This window comes from Pseudomonas sp. CF161 (assembly GCF_000416215.1).
Classification (GTDB): Bacteria; Pseudomonadota; Gammaproteobacteria; order Pseudomonadales; family Pseudomonadaceae; genus Aquipseudomonas.
Window position 1 is genome coordinate 148702 of record NZ_ATLP01000112.1, and the last position, 17635, is coordinate 166336.

16 protein-coding genes are annotated in these 17635 nt (G+C 63.9%); 3 read left to right on the top strand and 13 right to left on the bottom strand.

All coding sequences use genetic code 11. From position 1 onward, the window contains the following. Positions 1 to 3 precede the first annotated feature (3 nt). A complete protein-coding gene (locus CF161_RS26585) occupies positions 4 to 267 on the bottom strand; it encodes a hypothetical protein (protein WP_020299727.1) in 264 nt (87 codons plus the stop codon). Between the two features lie 158 nt (positions 268 to 425). After that, a complete protein-coding gene (locus CF161_RS26590) occupies positions 426 to 1883 on the bottom strand; it encodes a mannose-1-phosphate guanylyltransferase/mannose-6-phosphate isomerase (RefSeq protein ID WP_020299728.1) in 1458 nt (485 codons plus the stop codon). A 258-nt stretch (positions 1884 to 2141) separates the two neighbouring features. Between CF161_RS26590 and yegS the strand changes: the two genes are divergently transcribed. Continuing rightward, positions 2142 to 3047, top strand: coding sequence for a lipid kinase YegS (yegS, locus tag CF161_RS26595; RefSeq protein WP_020299729.1), 906 nt, complete (start codon positions 2142 to 2144; stop codon positions 3045 to 3047). On the opposite strand, the gene CF161_RS26600 is transcribed toward yegS, so the two are convergent. The 3 genes from CF161_RS26600 to CF161_RS26610 all read right to left on the bottom strand — a co-directional run bounded on the left by CF161_RS26600 (position 3044) and on the right by CF161_RS26610 (position 5566). Further along, positions 3044 to 3703, bottom strand: coding sequence for a response regulator transcription factor (locus CF161_RS26600; RefSeq protein WP_020299730.1), 660 nt, complete (start codon positions 3701 to 3703; stop codon positions 3044 to 3046). The two genes, yegS and CF161_RS26600, sit on opposite strands and share 4 nt — an antisense overlap. Next, positions 3700 to 4593: a sensor histidine kinase gene (locus tag CF161_RS26605; protein WP_020299731.1), complete on the bottom strand. Its 894-nt coding sequence runs from the start codon at positions 4591 to 4593 to the stop codon at positions 3700 to 3702. The genes CF161_RS26600 and CF161_RS26605 overlap by 4 nt, the downstream gene beginning before the upstream one ends. Before the next feature lie 502 nt (positions 4594 to 5095). Next, positions 5096 to 5566, bottom strand: coding sequence for a hypothetical protein (locus CF161_RS26610; RefSeq protein ID WP_020299732.1), 471 nt, complete (start codon positions 5564 to 5566; stop codon positions 5096 to 5098). 545 nt (positions 5567 to 6111) lie between these two features. Between CF161_RS26610 and CF161_RS26615 the strand changes: the two genes are divergently transcribed. Together CF161_RS26615 and CF161_RS26620 are read left to right on the top strand one after the other, a co-directional pair. Further along, positions 6112 to 7047 carry a chemotaxis protein CheV gene (locus CF161_RS26615; protein WP_020299733.1) on the top strand — a complete coding sequence of 312 codons (936 nt, stop codon included), beginning with the start codon at positions 6112 to 6114 and terminating at the stop codon, positions 7045 to 7047. Positions 7048 to 7148: 101 nt separating this feature from the next. After that, positions 7149 to 7952: an MOSC domain-containing protein gene (locus CF161_RS26620; RefSeq protein WP_020299734.1), complete on the top strand. Its 804-nt coding sequence runs from the start codon at positions 7149 to 7151 to the stop codon at positions 7950 to 7952. Between the two features lie 75 nt (positions 7953 to 8027). On the opposite strand, the gene CF161_RS26625 is transcribed toward CF161_RS26620, so the two are convergent. The 8 genes from CF161_RS26625 to CF161_RS26660 all read right to left on the bottom strand — a co-directional run bounded on the left by CF161_RS26625 (position 8028) and on the right by CF161_RS26660 (position 17469). After that, a complete protein-coding gene (locus CF161_RS26625) occupies positions 8028 to 8312 on the bottom strand; it encodes a pyrimidine/purine nucleoside phosphorylase (protein WP_020299735.1) in 285 nt (94 codons plus the stop codon). Positions 8313 to 8394: 82 nt separating this feature from the next. After that, on the bottom strand, positions 8395 to 8937 hold the full coding sequence (locus tag CF161_RS26630; RefSeq protein WP_020299736.1) for an exonuclease domain-containing protein: 543 nt from the start codon (positions 8935 to 8937) through the stop codon (positions 8395 to 8397). A gap of 70 nt (positions 8938 to 9007) precedes the next feature. Then, on the bottom strand, positions 9008 to 10969 hold the full coding sequence (locus CF161_RS26635) for an acetyl/propionyl/methylcrotonyl-CoA carboxylase subunit alpha (protein WP_020299737.1): 1962 nt from the start codon (positions 10967 to 10969) through the stop codon (positions 9008 to 9010). Between the two features lie 68 nt (positions 10970 to 11037). Next, positions 11038 to 11835 carry an enoyl-CoA hydratase/isomerase family protein gene (locus tag CF161_RS26640; RefSeq protein ID WP_020299738.1) on the bottom strand — a complete coding sequence of 266 codons (798 nt, stop codon included), beginning with the start codon at positions 11833 to 11835 and terminating at the stop codon, positions 11038 to 11040. Beyond that, positions 11832 to 12989 (bottom strand): citronellyl-CoA dehydrogenase, encoded by a 1158-nt coding sequence (gene atuD / locus CF161_RS26645; RefSeq protein WP_020299739.1) that lies wholly within the window; start codon positions 12987 to 12989, stop codon positions 11832 to 11834. The genes CF161_RS26640 and atuD overlap by 4 nt, the downstream gene beginning before the upstream one ends. A 181-nt stretch (positions 12990 to 13170) precedes the next feature. Then, positions 13171 to 14787: a geranyl-CoA carboxylase subunit beta gene (gene atuC / locus CF161_RS26650; RefSeq protein ID WP_020299740.1), complete on the bottom strand. Its 1617-nt coding sequence runs from the start codon at positions 14785 to 14787 to the stop codon at positions 13171 to 13173. 3 nt (positions 14788 to 14790) lie between these two features. After that, positions 14791 to 15663 carry an SDR family oxidoreductase gene (locus CF161_RS26655; RefSeq protein ID WP_020299741.1) on the bottom strand — a complete coding sequence of 291 codons (873 nt, stop codon included), beginning with the start codon at positions 15661 to 15663 and terminating at the stop codon, positions 14791 to 14793. Between the two features lie 15 nt (positions 15664 to 15678). Continuing rightward, on the bottom strand, positions 15679 to 17469 hold the full coding sequence (locus CF161_RS26660; RefSeq protein ID WP_020299742.1) for an acyclic terpene utilization AtuA family protein: 1791 nt from the start codon (positions 17467 to 17469) through the stop codon (positions 15679 to 15681). Positions 17470 to 17635 lie beyond the last annotated feature (166 nt).

Genomic DNA, 17635 nt, shown 5'->3' on the forward strand with positions numbered 1-17635 from the left:
CGACTAGCGCAGCAAGAGCAACAGCAGCAAGCCGAAGCGGCTGTTGATGCCCCAGCTCAGCAGCCCCGTCAGCAGGGCCACGGCCAGGCCGGCCCAGGCGAGCCTTTTCAACAGGCGCAGGCATTTTCCCTTGCCGGCCTTGAGTTCGATGGTCGAGCGCATGGCCCCGCCCGCCACCTGCACAGGCTTGGGCGCCAACCACAGGTTAGGGGCGGATCGGCGATTGAGGCCGGAGTTCGAGCCCTCGAAAAGTTGCTTGTCATTCATGATGTTCACGTCCCTGTAACAGGCGCCGTTCGCCTGACCTGAACCATCTTCGATTGCCGGGATGGGGTCAATTCAGGCAATTCCCAATCTGTTGTAAGAAAAGTAAATAGAGTCCGTACGAAAGCTGGAGCCTCGCCGAGAGAATCCAGCTGACCGGATCAGGCCGGCCCTTTTTCGTCGGGGGTGCGTCCATAGGCGTCGGTGAAACGCACAATGTCATCCTCCCCCAGGTACTCGCCGCTTTGCACTTCGATCATCACCAGTTCGTCAGCCCCCGGGTTGACCAGGCGGTGCGGGCGGCCCGGTTTGATAAAGGTCGATTCGTTGGTTTTCAGCACGAACGCCTGCTCGCCATGGGTGACCTGGGCCGTGCCGCTGACCACTATCCAGTGCTCGCTACGGTGATGGTGCAGTTGCAGCGAGAGTGAGGCGCGGGGCTGCACCACGATGCGTTTGATCTTGAACCCCGGGCCTTCTTCCAGAACCGTGTAGGTGCCCCAGGGTCGGCTGACGGTGCGGTGCAGGCGATAAGCGTCATGGCCCTGGCGCTTCAGGGCCTGGGCGATGACCCCGACGTCCTGGCTGCGTGCGCCATCGGCGATCAGCAGGGCATCCGGGGTGTCGATAATGATCAGGTTGTCCAGGCCGATCGCACCCACCAGGCGCCGCGGAGCATCGATGTAGCAGTTGCTGACGTCCAGCAACACGTTTTCCCCCTGGCATTGGTTGCCGTGGGCGTCGACCGGGCTCAGTTCGCGCACCGCCTGCCACGAGCCGATATCGCTCCAGCCCAGTTGGCAGGGCACTACGGCCACCTTGTGCGAGCGCTCCATGAGTGCGTAGTCGATGGAAATATCCGGTACGCAAGCGAAGCTGTCCGCATCGAGTTCCAGGTGCCGCTCACCAGGACCCTGGCGGCTGTGGCTGAGCGCCAGGCACTCTTGCACGCGGGTCAGCACCTCGGGCGCATGCTCGCGCAATTGTTCCAGCAGGGTGTCGACGCGCATGCAGAACATGCCGCCATTCCAGAGGTGGCGACCGCTGTCGACATAAGCCTGGGCAGTCATCGCGTCGGGTTTTTCGACAAAACGTGCGACCTGAAAGCTCGCATCGTCCAGTGCCGGGCCTTTTTCTATGTAGCCGAAGCCGGTTTCAGCGCGCTGAGGAACCAGGCCGAAGGTCACCAGCCAGCCCTGTTCGGCGAGTGTCCGAGCGCGACTTACCGCGGTGGCGAAGGCGTCCAGCTCGGTGATCAGGTGATCGGCCGGCAGCACCAGCAACTGGGCGTCCTCGCCATAGTGGCGGCGCACGTGCAGGGCGGCTGCGGCGATTGCTGGCGCGGTGTTGCGGCCGAAAGGCTCGAGGATGAAATCCAGTTCCAGCTGGCGGCGGTTCAGGGGGCGGTAGTCATCGAGGGTGTTAAACAGCACTTCCCGCCGGGTTACCGTCAGCAGTCGGCCGACGTCATCCAGCCCGCTCGCGCGGGCGAAGGTTTTTTGCAGCAGGCTTTCGCCGTCGGGCAAGCGCATGAAGGGTTTGGGCAGGGCCTCCCGGGAAACGGGCCACAACCGGGTCCCGGCGCCGCCGGCGATGATGCAGGGAATCAGAGTGCTCACTCAGAAGGCCTCAGGGGTCAGGTGCGCTGCCAGGGCTGCGCCGAGTAAAAGCGAAATGGTTTGTGACGCCATGCGCGCACAAAACCTGGGCCGGCGGCCTACGCTGGGTAAGGGCGAGCCGCCCTGGTACGAGTGTGATGCGCGGTTTTTCCACAGGAATCGACGAAGGTGATGAATTAAATGGCCAACCACGGGCTTTTTTCCTCGTCCGGTGGTCAACATCCAGCAGCAACCTTCGACTGACAGGAGTGACGACGGATGAGCGAGCGCAAAGCGCTGTTGATTTTACACGGTAAGCAAGCCCTCAACGAACAAGTACGCAATGCCGTCGAACGCAAGCGTGAGCAGGGTTGGGAACTGGCCGTACGTCTGACCTGGGAGGCGGGCGACGCCCAGCGCCTGGTGAGTGAAGCCCTGGCCGCAGGTTATCCACAGCTGATTGCCGGTGGCGGCGATGGCACCTTGCGCGATATCGCCGAGGCCATGGCCGGGCATGCCGGCGAGGCCAGCCTGGTTCTGTTGCCGTTGGGCACGGCCAATGATTTCGCGCGCGCGGCCGGTGTCCCCCTGGAGCCGGAAGCCGCGCTGGACTTGCTCGATGTCGCGCCCCAGGCGATCGATCTGGGGGAAGTCGGCGGCCAGGTGTTCCTGAACATGGCCACCGGCGGGTTTGGCAGCCAGGTGACCGCCAATACGTCCGAAGACCTGAAGAAAGTCCTGGGCGGTGCGGCTTATCTGTTTACCGGTCTGTCCCGTTTCAGCGAGCTGCATGCGGCCTACGGCGAGTTGCAGGGGCCGGATTTCCACTGGCGCGGCGAGTTGCTGGCGCTGGGGATCGGCAACGGGCGCCAGGCGGGTGGGGGGCATGTGCTGTGCCCGAATGCGCTGGCCGATGACGGGCTGCTGGATATCAGCATCCTGCCGGCACCGCAGGAACTGGTCGGGACCTTGAAGGACCTGTTGGCCGGGGGCTTTGGCCTGGACAACATGTTTGTCCGGGCGCGCTTGCCGTGGGTCGAGATCAAAGTCAGCGAAGGCCTGGACATCAACCTCGACGGCGAGCCGCTGAAGGGCGACAGCCTGCGTTTCTGCGCCCGGCCTGGGGCGCTGCGCGTGCATTTGCCGGCGGGTTCACCCTTGCTCGGCCAGCGTCTGGCGCACTAGTCGTCGAGGCTGATGATCTGTTCGCGCACGGCAAACAGCACCAGGCCCGCGACGTCGTAGATCTGCAGGCGCTTCATGATCTGCGAGCGGTGGGTTTCCACGGTCTTGATGCTCAGGCCCAGGCCCTGGGCGATCTCCCGGGTCGACTTGCCGCGCACGATCAGGCGCAGGATTTCCAGCTGGCGCGCGGTCAGGTTGTGGGTGTCGGCCTGTTCCGGCTGCTGCTTCTGGACCCGGGTGAGGGCCTGGTTGATCACCGTGTGGGCGATGGCCGGGCTCAGGTAGCGCTCGTTGTTGCGCAGGGCTTGCAGGGCGTGTTCGAGTTCGGTGGCGGTGGTGTCCTTGAGCAGGTAGCCATGGGCGCCGGACTCCAGCGCCTGCATGATCAGGGCCGGGTCGGTGTGCATCGACAGGATCAGCACCTTGCTCAGCGGACGTACCGCCTTGAGTCGTTGCAAGGCTTCGAGGCCACCGGTGTCTTTCATGGAAATATCCAGCAGCACGATATCCGGCTGCAGTTGTTCAACCAGCTCCAGCAGCTGGGTGCCGTCGCTGGCCTCGCCGATTACCGCGTAGCCGGGTATGTCCATGACCAGGGCTCGCACGCCGGCCCGGATAAGCGAGTGGTCATCCACGAGAAGTAAATTACAGGTCAATGTAAAACCTTATTCTTGCTGGCCCGTTCGAGTGCCCTGGGAGCCCAGGGGAAGAGTGCTTCAATCTGTGTTCCCTGCTCGGACTGGCTGGTGATTTTCAAGGTGCCGCCCAGTTGTGCGATGCGCTCGGACATGCCGGCCATGCCCCGTTGCCCCTGGGCACCCGGGTTGGCCGCCGGGGCAAAACCCCGGCCATCGTCGCTGATCAGCAATGACAGTCCCTGCGGCAAGCGCTGCAGGCGCACCAGCAGGTTTTGCGCCTGGGCATGACGCAAGATATTGGTGACGGCTTCCTGGGTAACCCGAAAGGCTGCCACGGCCATTTCCTCGGGGATCCCGGTCAAGTGCTGCTGGCATTCCAGGCTCCAGTGCACCGGGGTGTTTTCCAGGGTCTTGAGCAGGTGCGCGCGCAGGCTGGCTTCCAGCCCCAGGCTGTTGAGTTGCCGGGGGTTGAGAATGGCCGAGACGTCGCGCACCTTGGCCAGGGTCTCATCCAGCGTGGCGCCCAGGGCCGCACAGTGACTGTGCAGGTCTTCAGGCAGGCGCCGCTTGAGCCATTCGTTTTGCAGCTTGGCGGCGGTCAGCAGTTGCCCGATATCGTCATGCAGTTCGCGGCTGAGGCGATGGCGTTCGTTTTCCTGGACTTCCAGCAGGCGGTCGGCCAGCTCCTGGGGCTGGAACTCGATCGACTTGCGGGTATAGCCGTACTGGATCCAGGTACAGGCCAGCGCCGCCATATTCAACACGAGCAGGGCCGTCGGCAGGGTACTGGCCAGGCAGTAGATCACCAGATTGGCGACGGCCGCGCATGAGCACAGCAACAGGCTCAGCCACAGCAGGTTTTTATGAGGGCGCGACCAGGTGATAAAGGACTTGAGGCTGGCGTGCATAGCATATGAAGCCAATAAATGTTCAGTACGGGGAGCCCGGTCATCAAGCGCGACGGGACCCGGTTTGAAAAGCGGTGCTGTTTGAACGGGCAAGGTTAAAAACCAGCACGCTCTTTAAGTCGCGAGCCAGCATTGTTCAGGTTCTGAATAAAGGCACTTTGCCATCACTTAATGCATCTAGTGGGTCGCATAATACCACTTCGAATACCGTTGGTCGCGTTGGCAAATAGGCAACTTATATGTCTGGGAAGTCAGGTTTATTAGCTGTGGGACGGATGTTCCATTTTGTCTTACTTGAAGCTGGGAAATATCTAATTGATTTCATTGGGGTTTTATTAGGCGATAGCACGCTTAACTTGCAGTCCGATAATGGGCCTTAGTTAACGCTGCTAATAATTGAGTCTGTCGCTGAGGGATATGAAGTATTCAATGGCGACATCGCGCTCAAAATGCGCAATGGGCTGTTTGAGCAGGCCCGAAGTCGAAATGATTGGCCGCGCCTTCAGATGTTTCGCTTGGAGATAGAGGGCGTTTGGTAGGGCGTGCCTAGGGAGATCCGCCGGGGAGGGTACTGATCCAGCTGTAAGGCAAGGGCATCGAGCAGCAGGCTTTGTTCGCTTTCGTCCATATTCAGTTGGCCGCTGGTGGGGTCGACCAGTTCCAGCTGCCAGGCCATCAGTGTCAGGCAGTCCTTGAGTGCGAGCAGCACCTGTTGACCCAGGTCCATCGAGTTTCGGGACCGGTCCAGTACCTCATGGACGCACCGGGCAAAATCACTGAGAGGCTCTACATCCCTGGCGTACGTGATGTTGGCCAGCGTGAGCAGGGAGTCGCGCAGGCACTGGATGGCTTCTTCATCGTTGCTGATCAGGTGCAGGTGATTCAGGCAATCTTCGGACTTGGCCAGCAGCCTCTCGGCTTCGGCGAGGAACTCCGACAACGGCTGATACCCTTCTTTGCCTTCCTTCAGCATGCGGATCTCCACGACGGGACGCCAGGTAATGGAAGGGTACGGCCGATCAGGGCCTTGAGGATGCCCATGAGGCCGAGCGTGCTGCGAGCCAGTGCAACTGATGGGGCGACGGGAGTGGGCAGGGAGTGGCCGAATCTGCAAAGGCAGGCACCGTCAGCGCCGCTGACAAGCGAGGGCTCGTGCGCTGGAATATCAAGGACGGTGGGGCTTGAGAGGGTCTCAAGCTGTGTTCCTGCGGTCGCACACAAAAGCCTGACTCCATTCATGCAATGAGAATGGCGTCACATTAATGGCTATTGGATACTGCGAATATCAGGTTGGTCCTGATTGTTCCTAGGGGATTCCCCTAGACGCAGGAACTTTGCCGGCGCTTTGTAGTCGGCGCCAGTAATGTCTTGTTCGTGTGAGATGACGACCGCAGTAAACCATGATGTTAATGTGACATCAATGGGTTTACGTGGCATTTTGTAAGGGGGTCAAGGTCCGGCTGTATCAGCCGATAACTCCCTTTAGTGAATTCATCAGAACACGCCCAGGAGTCTTTAATGGCCGGCATTCTCGACACAGTAGATCAACGTACGCAGCTGGTGGGTGAGAATCGCCTGGAAATCCTCATGTTCCGCCTGGCCGGGCGGCAGCTGTTCGCGATCAACGTTTTCAAGGTGCAGGAAGTTCTGCAACTGCCCAAGCTGACCCTGATGCCCCAGCGCCATCCGTTTGTGTGCGGTGTGGTCAACCTGCGGGGCCAGACCTTGCCGGTCATCGACCTGTCCCAGGCCATTGGCATGCGCCCGCTGATCCCGGGGCCAAACAGCACCATCATCGTGACTGAATACAATCGCTCGGTGCAGGCCTTCCTGGTCGGCGGCGTCGATCGCATCGTCAACATGAACTGGGAAGCCATCCTGCCGCCACCGACCAGTGCCGGCCGCCAGCATTACCTGACCGCCATCAGCAAGGTCGACGATCAACTGGTGGAAATCATCGACGTCGAGAAAGTCCTGGCCGAGATCGTGCCCTACAACGCCAAGGTTTCCCGCGACAAGCTCGACGATCCGGTGCTGGAACGCGCCCGTGGTCGCGAAGTGCTGCTGGTGGATGACTCCAACGTAGCGCTGTCGCAACTGCGCGACACCCTGGGCCAGCTCGGGGTCAAGATGCACATCGCCAGTGACGGCCTCAAGGCCCTGAATATGCTCAAGGCCTGGGCCGATACCGGCGTGGTCATGACCGACAAGCTGCTGATGATCTTCACCGACGCGGAAATGCCGGAGATGGACGGTTATCGCCTGACCACCGAGATTCGCAACGACCCGCGCCTGCGTGGCCTGTATGTGGTGCTGCACACGTCACTGTCCGGGAGCTTCAACGACTCGATGGTGAAGAAGGTCGGTTGCGACAACTTCCTCTCCAAGTTCCAGCCGGACAAATTGGTCGACGTGGTGCGCCAGCGCCTGATGCTCGACGAAGTCCCGGCCTGACCTGGCGGCTGCGGGCAGGCGCAAGGCCTGCCCGTGGCGGGTTTTCTTGCATCATCCGGTGGCTGGTATAAGGTGGCGTTTTTGCCCCCCAGGAAGCAGCCATGCGTCTCAGCGCGCTTTATCGATACCCCCTCAAGTCCGGCCAGGGCGAGTCCCTGCAACAGATCACCCTGGACAAACTGGGCCTGGATGGCGATCGACGTTGGATGCTGGTGGATGAAGCCAGCGGCCGCTTCCTGACGCAGCGTGCCGTGGCGCGGATGAGCCAACTCTCGGCGTTGTATAACGAACGCGGTGGCCTGACCCTCAGTGCCCCCGGGCACAGCGCGATCGATGTCGCCGTGCCCGGCGCCGATGCCGAGCTGCGGGGAGTGACCATCTGGCGCGATACCCTGCGCGTGCCGGATGCCGGCGCGACTGCTGCGGCCTGGGTCAGCGATTTTGTCGGCAAGCCGACGCGCCTGGTGCAGGTGCCGCTGGAGCGAGCCCGTACCACCGAGGCCGGTTACGGCAAGGACGACGATCAGGTGGCCTTCGCCGATGGTTTTCCGTTGTTGCTGATTGGCCAGGCGTCCCTGGAAGATTTGTCGCAGCGTGTGGGGCGCCCCCTGGAGATGCTGCGGTTTCGACCCAACCTGGTGATCGAGGGCAGCAGCGCCTATGCCGAGGACGGCTGGAAGCGGGTGCGAATCGGCGATATCGAGTTTCGGCTGGTCAAGCCATGCGCGCGCTGCATCCTCACCACCATCGATCCGCAGACCGGCGAGCGCAGCGCCGACCGCGAGCCTCTGGCCACCCTGCAGCAGTATCGGGCCGAGGAAGACGGTGCGATGTTCGGGCAAAACCTGGTGAACGACAGCAACGGTCGGCTTGAAGTCGGGATGACGGTCACCGTGCTCGAATAATCCCTGGCCCTGAAATGCAAAATGCCCGTATCGCAGGATTCGGGCATTTTTTTTGCGCAGCGTCTGGGGTTCGGATCAGCCGCGGTACTCGCACAGGTAGGCGGTATCGACCGCGACCTTGAGCTGGAACTTGCTGTTGGCCGGAACATTGAACTGGCTACCGGCGGCGAAGGTTTCCCAGCCGTTGCTGTCGGGCAGCTTGACGGTCAGGGCGCCGGAGACCACGTGCATGATTTCCCGTTGCGCGGTGCCGAACTCATATTCGCCCGGAGCCATGACGCCGATGGTGGCCGGACCTTCGGCCGTGCCGAAGGCAATCGACTTGACGGTGCCGTCGAAGTACTCGTTGACTTTAAACATGGGCGATTCCTCTAGAAAAAGGGTCAAAAAGGTCGGCCAGTATGCACAAGGGCATTAGGGGCGTCACCTGTTGCCCGCAGGCTCAGGCCGGAAGAATCAGTGGCAGCAGGCGCGCGGTATTGCGCGCGTCCTCCAGGGCCCGGTGTTGCTGGCCGCTGAACTGCATCCCCGCCAGTTGCAGCGCGCTGTTGAGGCCCATGGGCCGTTCCAGGCGCCGGGCCTTGGCGAAGCGCTGCTTGAGGTTCATGTGGGGCACCTGGCTCAGGTGGCTTTGCAGGTGCAGTTGCTGCCATTCCTGCAGCAGTTGCTGGCGATCGTAATCGCCCCAGCTGGCCCAGCCGTGCAAGCGCTCGTGGTGCGGGCTGAGCCAGCGCTCGAACTGCGGCCAGACCTCGTTCAAGGGCGTCGCCGCGTCGATATTGGCCTGGGTGATGTGGGTCAGTTCACGGCAGAAGGGCGTGAGCATCGGCCGCCGCGACGGCCGGACGAAGCGTTGAAAGTGGTCCAGTTCGCGGCCTTCCCGGTTCACCAGGGTGGCGCCGATCTCGATGATTTCCATCTCGCTCACCGGCCAGCCGCCTTCATCGGTGGTGGCTTCCAGATCTATTACCAGCCAGTGGGGCATCGCAAATTCCAGCCTTGAACATCCAGATGAGGCATGAGCGTAGCCAAAGCCGGCGTATCCGCCTAGCGGCTTATTCCACCTCCAGCAGAATCTGGCGGTTTTTCACCTGGTCGCCCAGGCTCACCTGAACCCGTTTGATCACTCCGTCGATGCCGGCCTTGAGCGGGTGCTCCATCTTCATCGCTTCCAGCACCAGCAGCAGTTGGCCCTTGCTCACCGGCATGCCCTCGCTGACCAGCACATCGACAATCGCCCCGTCCATGGGCGCCTTGAGGGTGCCCGTCGCGGCGCTGGCCTGGCCGGCCACCGGCGCGTGGGTCAGGTCCTGCAGGTGCAGGCTGCCGGGGGCGGTGCCCAGCCAGAGGTGCTCGCCCTGCATGTGGTAGGCATGGCGCCGCTGCACGCCGTTGACCTCGACCCGGGCCCAGCGCCCGTCCTGCTCCAGCAATTTGAGCTGAAGCGTCTGGTCTGCCAGTTGCACCTGCACCCTGTTCGCCGGCAACGGGCTGACCGCGATCGACCAGCTTTGCAGCTCATGCCCCAGGCGGTAGTGCAGGGCCGGGTTGGGGGTGTTGCGCCAGCCCGCCAGGCCTGGGGAATGGGCGCCGCTGGCCTGTTGATAAAACAGTGCGGCGGCGATGGCCAGCTGTTCGGGTCTGGGGACGAGGGCGTGCAGGCTCGGGTCATCGGCGCAGTGCTCGGCAATGAAGGCGGTGCTGAACTGGCCGCTGACAAATCCCGGATGGGCCAGCAGATTGGCCAGCAGCCGCTGGTTGCTGGCCAGCCCCAGCAGCACCGAATCCTCCACCGCCCGCAGCAGCTTGCGCCGGGCTTCTTCTCGGGTGGCGCCATGGGCAATGAGCTTGCCCAGCAGCGGATCGTAGAACGGGCTGACCGATTGGCCCTCGAGCAGGCCATGGTCGATGCGCACCCCAGGGCCCGAGGCGGGTTCCCAGCGCTGCACCCGGCCGGTCTGGGGTAGAAACTGCTGCGCCGGATCCTCGGCATACAACCGCACTTCGATGGCATGGCCCGTGAGCTGCACCTGCTCCTGGCGCAAGGGCAGGGGCAGGCCGGCGGCGACCTGCAGCTGCCAGGCCACCAGATCGAGGCCGGTGATCAGCTCGGTGACCGGGTGCTCGACCTGCAAGCGGGTGTTCATCTCCAGAAAATAGAACTGCCCGCGGGCATCCAGCAGGAACTCGACGGTGCCGGCGCCGACATAGTTGACCGCGCGCCCGGCCTGCAAGGCGGCCTCGCCCATGGCCTGGCGCAGGTCGGCGGTCATCACCGGGCACGGCGCTTCCTCGATGACTTTCTGATGCCGGCGCTGGATCGAACAATCGCGCTCGCCGAGGTAGATCAGGTTGCCATGCTGGTCGCCGAACACCTGGATCTCGACGTGCCGCGGTTCGATCAACGCCTGTTCCAGAATCAACTCATCGCTGCCAAAGGCATGCAGCGCTTCCGAGCGCGCAGTGCGCAGTTGCTCCTGCAGCTGTGCGGGCTGTTGCACCAGGCGCATGCCGCGCCCGCCGCCACCGGCGCTGGCCTTGATCATCAGCGGGTAGCCGATGCGTTCGGCCTCGGCCTGCAAGCGGGCATCGTCCTGCTCGGCGCCCTGGTAGCCGGCAATGCACGGCACGCCCGCGGCCAGCATCGCCAGTTTGGACAGGCGCTTGCTGCCCATCAGTTCGATGGCTTCGGCGCTGGGGCCGATAAAGGTCAGGCCGGCCGCCTCGCAGGCGCTGGCGAACGCGGCGTTTTCCGAAAGAAAGCCGTAGCCGGGGTGAATCGCGTCGGCGCCACTGCGCCGGGCAGCGTCCAGGATCGCGGCACTGTTGAGGTAGGACTGTTGCACCGGCGCCGCGCCGATATGCACGGCTTCATCGGCCATGCGCACATGCAGGGCGTCGGCATCGGCGTCGCTGAACACCGCCACGGTGCGATAGCCCAGGGCCTGGGCCGTGCGCTGGATACGGCAAGCGATTTCACCACGATTGGCGACAAGGATTTTGCTGAAGGCACGCATGGGGGGCTCCCTGAGGTGGTAGTTCTGGCGAAGCCGGCTTCAGCGGCAGTGGCTGGCCGGCCACTGGCTCAACGGGCCCAGGCCGGTTGGCGTTTTTGTACAAAAGCCAGGGTGCCTTCGACCCCTTCGGCGCTGACCAGCGCCTGGCCGAACTGCTCGGCGGCGCGATCCAGCAGGGCGGGCAGGGCTTCGTCGGCACTGGCCAGAAGCAGGGCCTTGGTCGCGGCATTGGCCTCGGGGGCGCAGCACAGGACGTGGGCCAGCACCTCGTCCAGGCGTTCCGCCAGGGCCTGGGGATCAGGCTCGACAAAGTGCACCAGCCCCAGGCGTTCGGCTTCGTTGCCGTCGAAACGCGCAGCGGTCAGGGCCAGGCGGCGGGCCTGGGTCAGGCCGATACGCCGGACCACAAAGGGGGCGATCTGCGCCGGCAGCAGGCCGAGGCTGGTTTCGGGCATGCCGAACTGCGCCTGGTGGTCGGCAATCGCGATGTCGCTGACACAGGCCAGGCCGAAACCGCCACCGAGCACCGCACCTTGCAGGACCACGATCAAGACCTGGGGCACCTGTTGCGCCTCTTCGAGCAAGGTGCCGAAGGCGCGATTCAGCTCGCGGTAGGCGCTCGGCCCCTGGGCGCGGGCGCCGGCCATGTCCTTGAGGTCGCCACCGGCGCAGAAGTGCCCGCCGGCGCCGCCCAGTACCAGGGCGCGCACGCTGCGATCGTCCCGCACGGCAGCCAGCACCGCGCGCAGTTCAGCGACCATTTGCAGGCTCATGGCATTGCGGCTGTCCGGGCGATTGAGGGTGATGTGCAACACGCCGTTGTGGGGTTCGAGCAGCAGGGTCTGGCATTCGGGCAGGCGGCTCATTTCTTTTTCCCCGGGAGGATGCCCATCAGTTTGCAGATGATGCCCAGCATGATTTCGTCGGCGCCGCCGCCAATCGACACCAGGCGCACATCGCGATAGGCCCGGGCCACGGGGTTGTCCCACATGAAACCCATGCCGCCCCAATATTGCAGGCAACTGTCGCTGACTTCGCGCCCCAGGCGCCCGGCCTTGAGCTTGGCCATGGACGCCAGGCGGGTCACGTCCTGGCCCCGCACGTACTGCTCGGTGGCCTGGTAGACCAGGGCCCGCAGGCATTCGATCTCGGTTTGCAGTTCGGCCAGGCGGAAGTGGATCACCTGGTTGTCGATCAGCGCGTTGCCGAAGGTCTTGCGCTCCTTGCAGTACTCGATGGTGCTGTCGACGCAGTACTCCAGGCCCTTGAGCATATTGGCCGCGCCGAACAGCCGCTCCTCCTGGAACTGCAGCATCTGCATCATGAAGCCCGCGCCCTCGTGGCCGATGCGGTAGCGCTGGGGCACCCGCACATTGTCGAAAAACACCTGGGCGGTTTCCGAGCTGCGCATGCCGAGCTTGTCCAGGTGCGAGCTGAGGCTGATGCCCGGGGTGTTCATCGGCACCATGATCAGCGACTTGTTGATATGGGGCTTGTCGTCCGAGGTGTTGGCCAGCAGGCAGATAAAGTCGGCGCAGGGCGAGTTGGTGATCCACATCTTGCTGCCGTTGATCACGTAGTCGTCGCCATCCTTGCGCGCCGTGGTCTTCAGGCCCGCCACGTCGGAGCCGGCACCGACCTCGGAGACGCCGATGCAGCCCACCTGTTCGCCGCTGATGGCCGGGCGCAGGAATTGCTCACGTAACTCATCGGAGCCGAACCGCGCCAGGGCCGGGGTGCACATATCGGTCTGGACCCCGATGGACATCGGAATGCCGCCGCAATGGATGGTGCCGAACTCTTCGGCGGCGACGATCGAATAGCTGTAGTCCAGGCCCATGCCGCCGAACTTCTCCGGCTTGGAAATGCCCAGCAACCCCAGCTCGCCAGCCTGGCGAAACACCTCGTGGATCGGAAAGCGCCCGGCTTTCTCCCATTCCTCGACATGGGGGTTGATCTCGCGCTCGACAAAACTGCGCACGGTGCGCCGCAGCGCTTCATGTTCCTGGGTGAAGATCATTTTTATTGTGCTCCTGAGGTTGAGTCACACCGCGTCAATCCTGATGGCCCGAACGCCCGACCTGTAGCCGCTGCCGAAGGCTGCGCTGGCCCTCCAAATCACAAGAGGGATATCAGGTGTACGGCCGGTGTCAGTTAGGGTCAGCGCCGCCTAGCCGCAGCGGCTACAGGGGTATTTCGTTTCAAAACCGCGCCACGCCGAAGCTGTTGGGTTGCAATTGGCGCACCTCGGCCTCGTGGCAGATATCCAGCAGGTAGCCCAGCAGCGTGCGGGTGTCCCGGGGGTCGATCAGCCCGTCGTCCCACAGGTTGGCGCTGCCATACAAGGCGCTGGACTGGCTGTCGAGCTTTTGCGCGGTGGCCTGTTCCAGCATGTCGAGCATCTTCGGGTCGGCGACCTGGCCTTGCTTGGCGTGCTTGGCCTCGGTGACGATGCGCAGCACCTTGCCGGCCTGGGCGCCGCCCATCACCGCCGTGCGGCTGTTGGGCCAGGCGAAGATAAAGCGCGGGTCCAGCCCGCGTCCGCACATGGCGTAGTTGCCGGCGCCGTAGGAACCGCCGACGACGATGGTCAGCTTGGCGACCCGGGCATTGGCCACCGCCTGGATCATCTTCGCCCCATGCTTGATCACCCCTTGCTGTTCCGACTCGGTGCCCACCATGAACCCGGTGGTGTTGTGGAAAAACAGCAGCGGGGTGCGGCTTTGATCGCACAGCTGGATGAACTGCGCGGCCTTGCTCGCACCTTTGGGCGTGATCGGCCCGTTGTTGCCGATAAAGCCGCAGGCCCGACCCTGAATCTGCAAATGGCCGCAAATGGTCTGCTGGTCGAACTCGGCCTTGAACTCCAGGAAGTTCGAGGCATCGGCCAGGCGCGCGATGATTTCCCGCACGTCGTAGGGTTTTTTCGGGTCGTCGGGGATCAACCCCAGCAACTCGTCGATCGGGTACAGCGGTTCGGCGTAAGGGCGCGGGGCGGCCACGGGCAACTGGGCGTTCCACGGCAGCAGGCCGACGATTTCGCGGGCGATGCGCAGGCCATCGGCGTCGTTCTCTGCCAGGTATTCGGCGGTCCCGGCGACCTGGGCGTGCATTTGCGCACCGCCCAGTTCTTCATCGGTGGCCACTTCACCGGTGGCGGCCTTGAGCAGCGGCGGTCCGGCCAGAAACAGCTTGGCCTTGCCGCGCACCACCACCACGTAATCCGACAGCCCCGGTTGATAAGCGCCGCCGGCAGTGGCTGAACCATGGACCACGGTAATCTGCGGCAGGCCCATGGCCGACAGGCGCGCCTGATTGGCAAAACTGCGCGCGCCTTCGACGAAGATCTCCGCCGCATAGTTGAGGTTGGCGCCACCGCTCTCGGCGAGGGTCACCACCGGCAGTTTGTTTTCCAGGGCGATCTGCTGCAGGCGCAGGGATTTTTTCAGGCCGCTGGGGGAGATGGTGCCGCCCTTGATCGCACTGTTATTGGCCACCACCAGCATGCGCACCCCGCACACGTAGCCGATCCCGGCGATCAGGCCGCCACCGGCCTGGCTGCCGTCCTTGTCGTCATGCAGCTTGTAGCCGGCCAGGCTCGCCAGTTCCAGGAACGGCGCCCCCGGGTCCAGCAGCAAATTGAGGCGCTCACGGGGCAGCAACTGCCCTCGCTGGGCGAACTTCTCCTTGGCCTGGGCGGCCTTGTCCAGCAGGTTCTGCTCCAGCTGGCGGATCTGCGCGATGGCGGCCAGCATCGCCTCGCGGTTCTGCGCAAATGACGGGCTGTGGGGGTCGAGCTGGGAGTGGATCACCGGCATGGCTTACTCCTCATCCTTGAGTACGTCCGGCAGGTAGGCGCGGTGGAAACCGTTGTACGCCGCAGTGCCGCGTTGCGCCTTGTGCAGCGGCCAGGCGCGGCTGCCAAGGCTGGCGGCGCCGTCGATGCGCAGGGTGCTGCCACTGATAAAGGCCGCCGCCGGGCTCAGCAGAAACACAATCGCCGCGCTGACCTCCGATTCGCTGCCGATGCGCTTGAGCGGCACGTGCTCGCGCAAGGTCGGGATCACCGCCTTGAATGCGCCTTCGTAGGTGTCCATGCCGCTGGAGGCGATCCAGCCCGGCGCCACCGCGTTGACCCGCACCCCGGCGTAACCCCATTCGAAGGCGGCGGTCTTGGTCAGGTTGTCCATCCCCGAGCGCGCCGCGCCGGAATGGCCCATGCCCGGCATGCCGCCCCACATGTCGGCGAGCATGTTGACGATGCTCCCGCCGTGCGTGCTCATGGACTGATTGAAGACTTCCCGGGCCATCAGGAAGCCGCCCACCAGGTTGGTGCGCATCACGGTTTCAAAACCTTTCTGATTGATCGACGCCAGGGGCGAGGGGTACTGCCCGCCGGCGTTATTGACCAGGCCATGAATCGGCCCGTGGGCGGCGATCAGCTCGGCCACCCGTGCCTTCACCGCTTCTTCGTCGCGAATATCGCAGGCCTGCCAATTGGCCTTGCCGCCGTCCTCGGCGATCTCCCCGGCCACCGCTTGCAGCTTCTCGGCCTTGCGCCCCACCAGCAGCACATGGGCGCCCAGCGCCGCCAGTTCATGGGCGGTGCAACGGCCGATACCGCTGCCGCCGCCGGTGACCAGCACGGTCTGGCCGCTGAACAGCCCAGGTTTGAAGATCGAGTCGTAAGCCACGGCGGCACCTTTGGGTTAATTGACGGCGTCAGCGATGCCCTGGGGCACCGGGATCTGGATTTCCAGCAACTGCTGGGCGAAGGCCTTGCCTTGCGGGTCGATCCGCAGGCTGGCCACGCCACCGCCGCCGAGGGCGTTTTCCAGCAGGAAGTTGAGGCTGTGGCTGCCCGGCAAGTACCAGCGTTCGATCCGGCCATGCACCGGGTCGAGCACGTGGCTCATCCAGTCCACCAGCACTTGCGGGGTCAGGGCCTCGGCAATCCACGGCAGGTACTCGGCGCTGCGGGCCATGACCCCGATATTGCTGTGGTTGCCTTTGTCGCCGGAACGCGCCACCGCCAGCTTGATCAAGGCCACGCTGGCGTCCGCGCGCCCTTCGGGCCTGGGCACCGGGTGCGGGGCGGGCAGGGCCGCCGGGTCGAGGGCATCGACGGCGGGCAGGGCACAGGGATGCTGCTGCCCGGCGAAGTCGATGCTTAACGGGCAGGCCTGTTTATCGATCAGGAAGGAGAACAGGCGGATCAACGGATACACCGTCGGCCGGCCGCCGACGATCCCGGTCAGGCCCGGCGCCATGCCGGTGGCGGCCTGGGCGATCTCCCGGGAAAACAGGACCAGGGCCTGCTTGTTCGGATGGCGCACCGCCAGTTTGATCACCACTTCACGGCTGTCCTGGCGCTGGCCATGGGCACCATAGGTGGCTTCGCTGCCCAGCAGTTCGATGTTCACTTCGCTGTAGGGCCCCCAGCCGCGCTGGCTGAACATCTCGCTGGTCTTGTCGATGATCGCCTGGCTGACCCGGCGCGCCTTGGCGACGGCATCAATGCCGGCCATCAGGCAACTGGCGGTGCAGCGAAACCCGTCGAGGTAGGTGGCGCTGACCTTGTACTGGGCCGTGGGCGGCAGGCCCTTGGCGCCGTGCACGCTGACCGCCTGCTTGCCCTGTTGCCGCAGCTGGACCTGGCTGAAGTCGCAGACCACATCCGGCAGCAGGTAGGCACGCGGGTCGCCGATCTCGTAGAGCAACTGCTCACCGACGCTCAGGGGGTTGATCAGGCCGCCGCTGTGTTCGACCTTGCTCACCACGAACTGGCCGTCGGCCGCGACTTCGACGATAGGGAAGCCGATGTGTTCGTAGTCCGGCACCTCGCGCCAGTCGGTGAAGTTGCCGCCGGTGCATTGTGCCCCGCACTCGATGATGTGCCCGGCCAGGGCGGCCTGGGCCAGTTTGTCGTAGTCCTGCCACGACCAGTCGAACTCATGCACCAGCGCCGCGCTGACCACCGCGCTGTCGACCACTCGCCCGGTAATCACGATGTCGGCGCCCAGGCGCAGTGCTTCGACAATCCCCGGGGCGCCCAGGTAGGCGTTGGTCGAGACACACGTGGCCGGCAGGGGCGCGCCGCTGAACATTTCGTGGAGGCCGGCATCGCGCAGTTGCTTGAATTGAGGTTGCAGGTCGTCGCCCAGCAGCACGGCGATCTTCAGCCCGACCCCGGCCTTGTCGCAGGCGGCTTGCAGGGCCGCGGCGCAGGCCTGGGGGTTGACCCCGCCGGCGTTGCTGATGACCCGGATCCGCTGCTGGGCAATGGTCGCCAGCAGCGGGCTCAAGACGTCGACAAAGTCCGTGGCGAAGCCGGCCGTCGGATCCTTCATGCGCGCACCGGCCATGATCGACAGGGTGATTTCGGCCAGGTAGTCGAACACCAGGTAATCCAGGTGTCCGCCTTCCACCAGTTGCGCGGCGGCGCTCGAGGTGTCGCCCCAGAAGGCGCTGGCGCAGCCGATGCGTACGGTCTTGGTCATGGCAGGGCTCTCGGGTAAAAGAACTGCGAGGAGACTACCAAGCAAGCGCTTGGTTTGTAAATGCGCAAGATATCTTCGACCCGAGCGCTTGCTTGGTCGCCCCCGGAGGCTTAAATTGCGCGCGCAACCCGCCTGTTTTCAGGGGCGGCAGCGTATTTCTGATTGG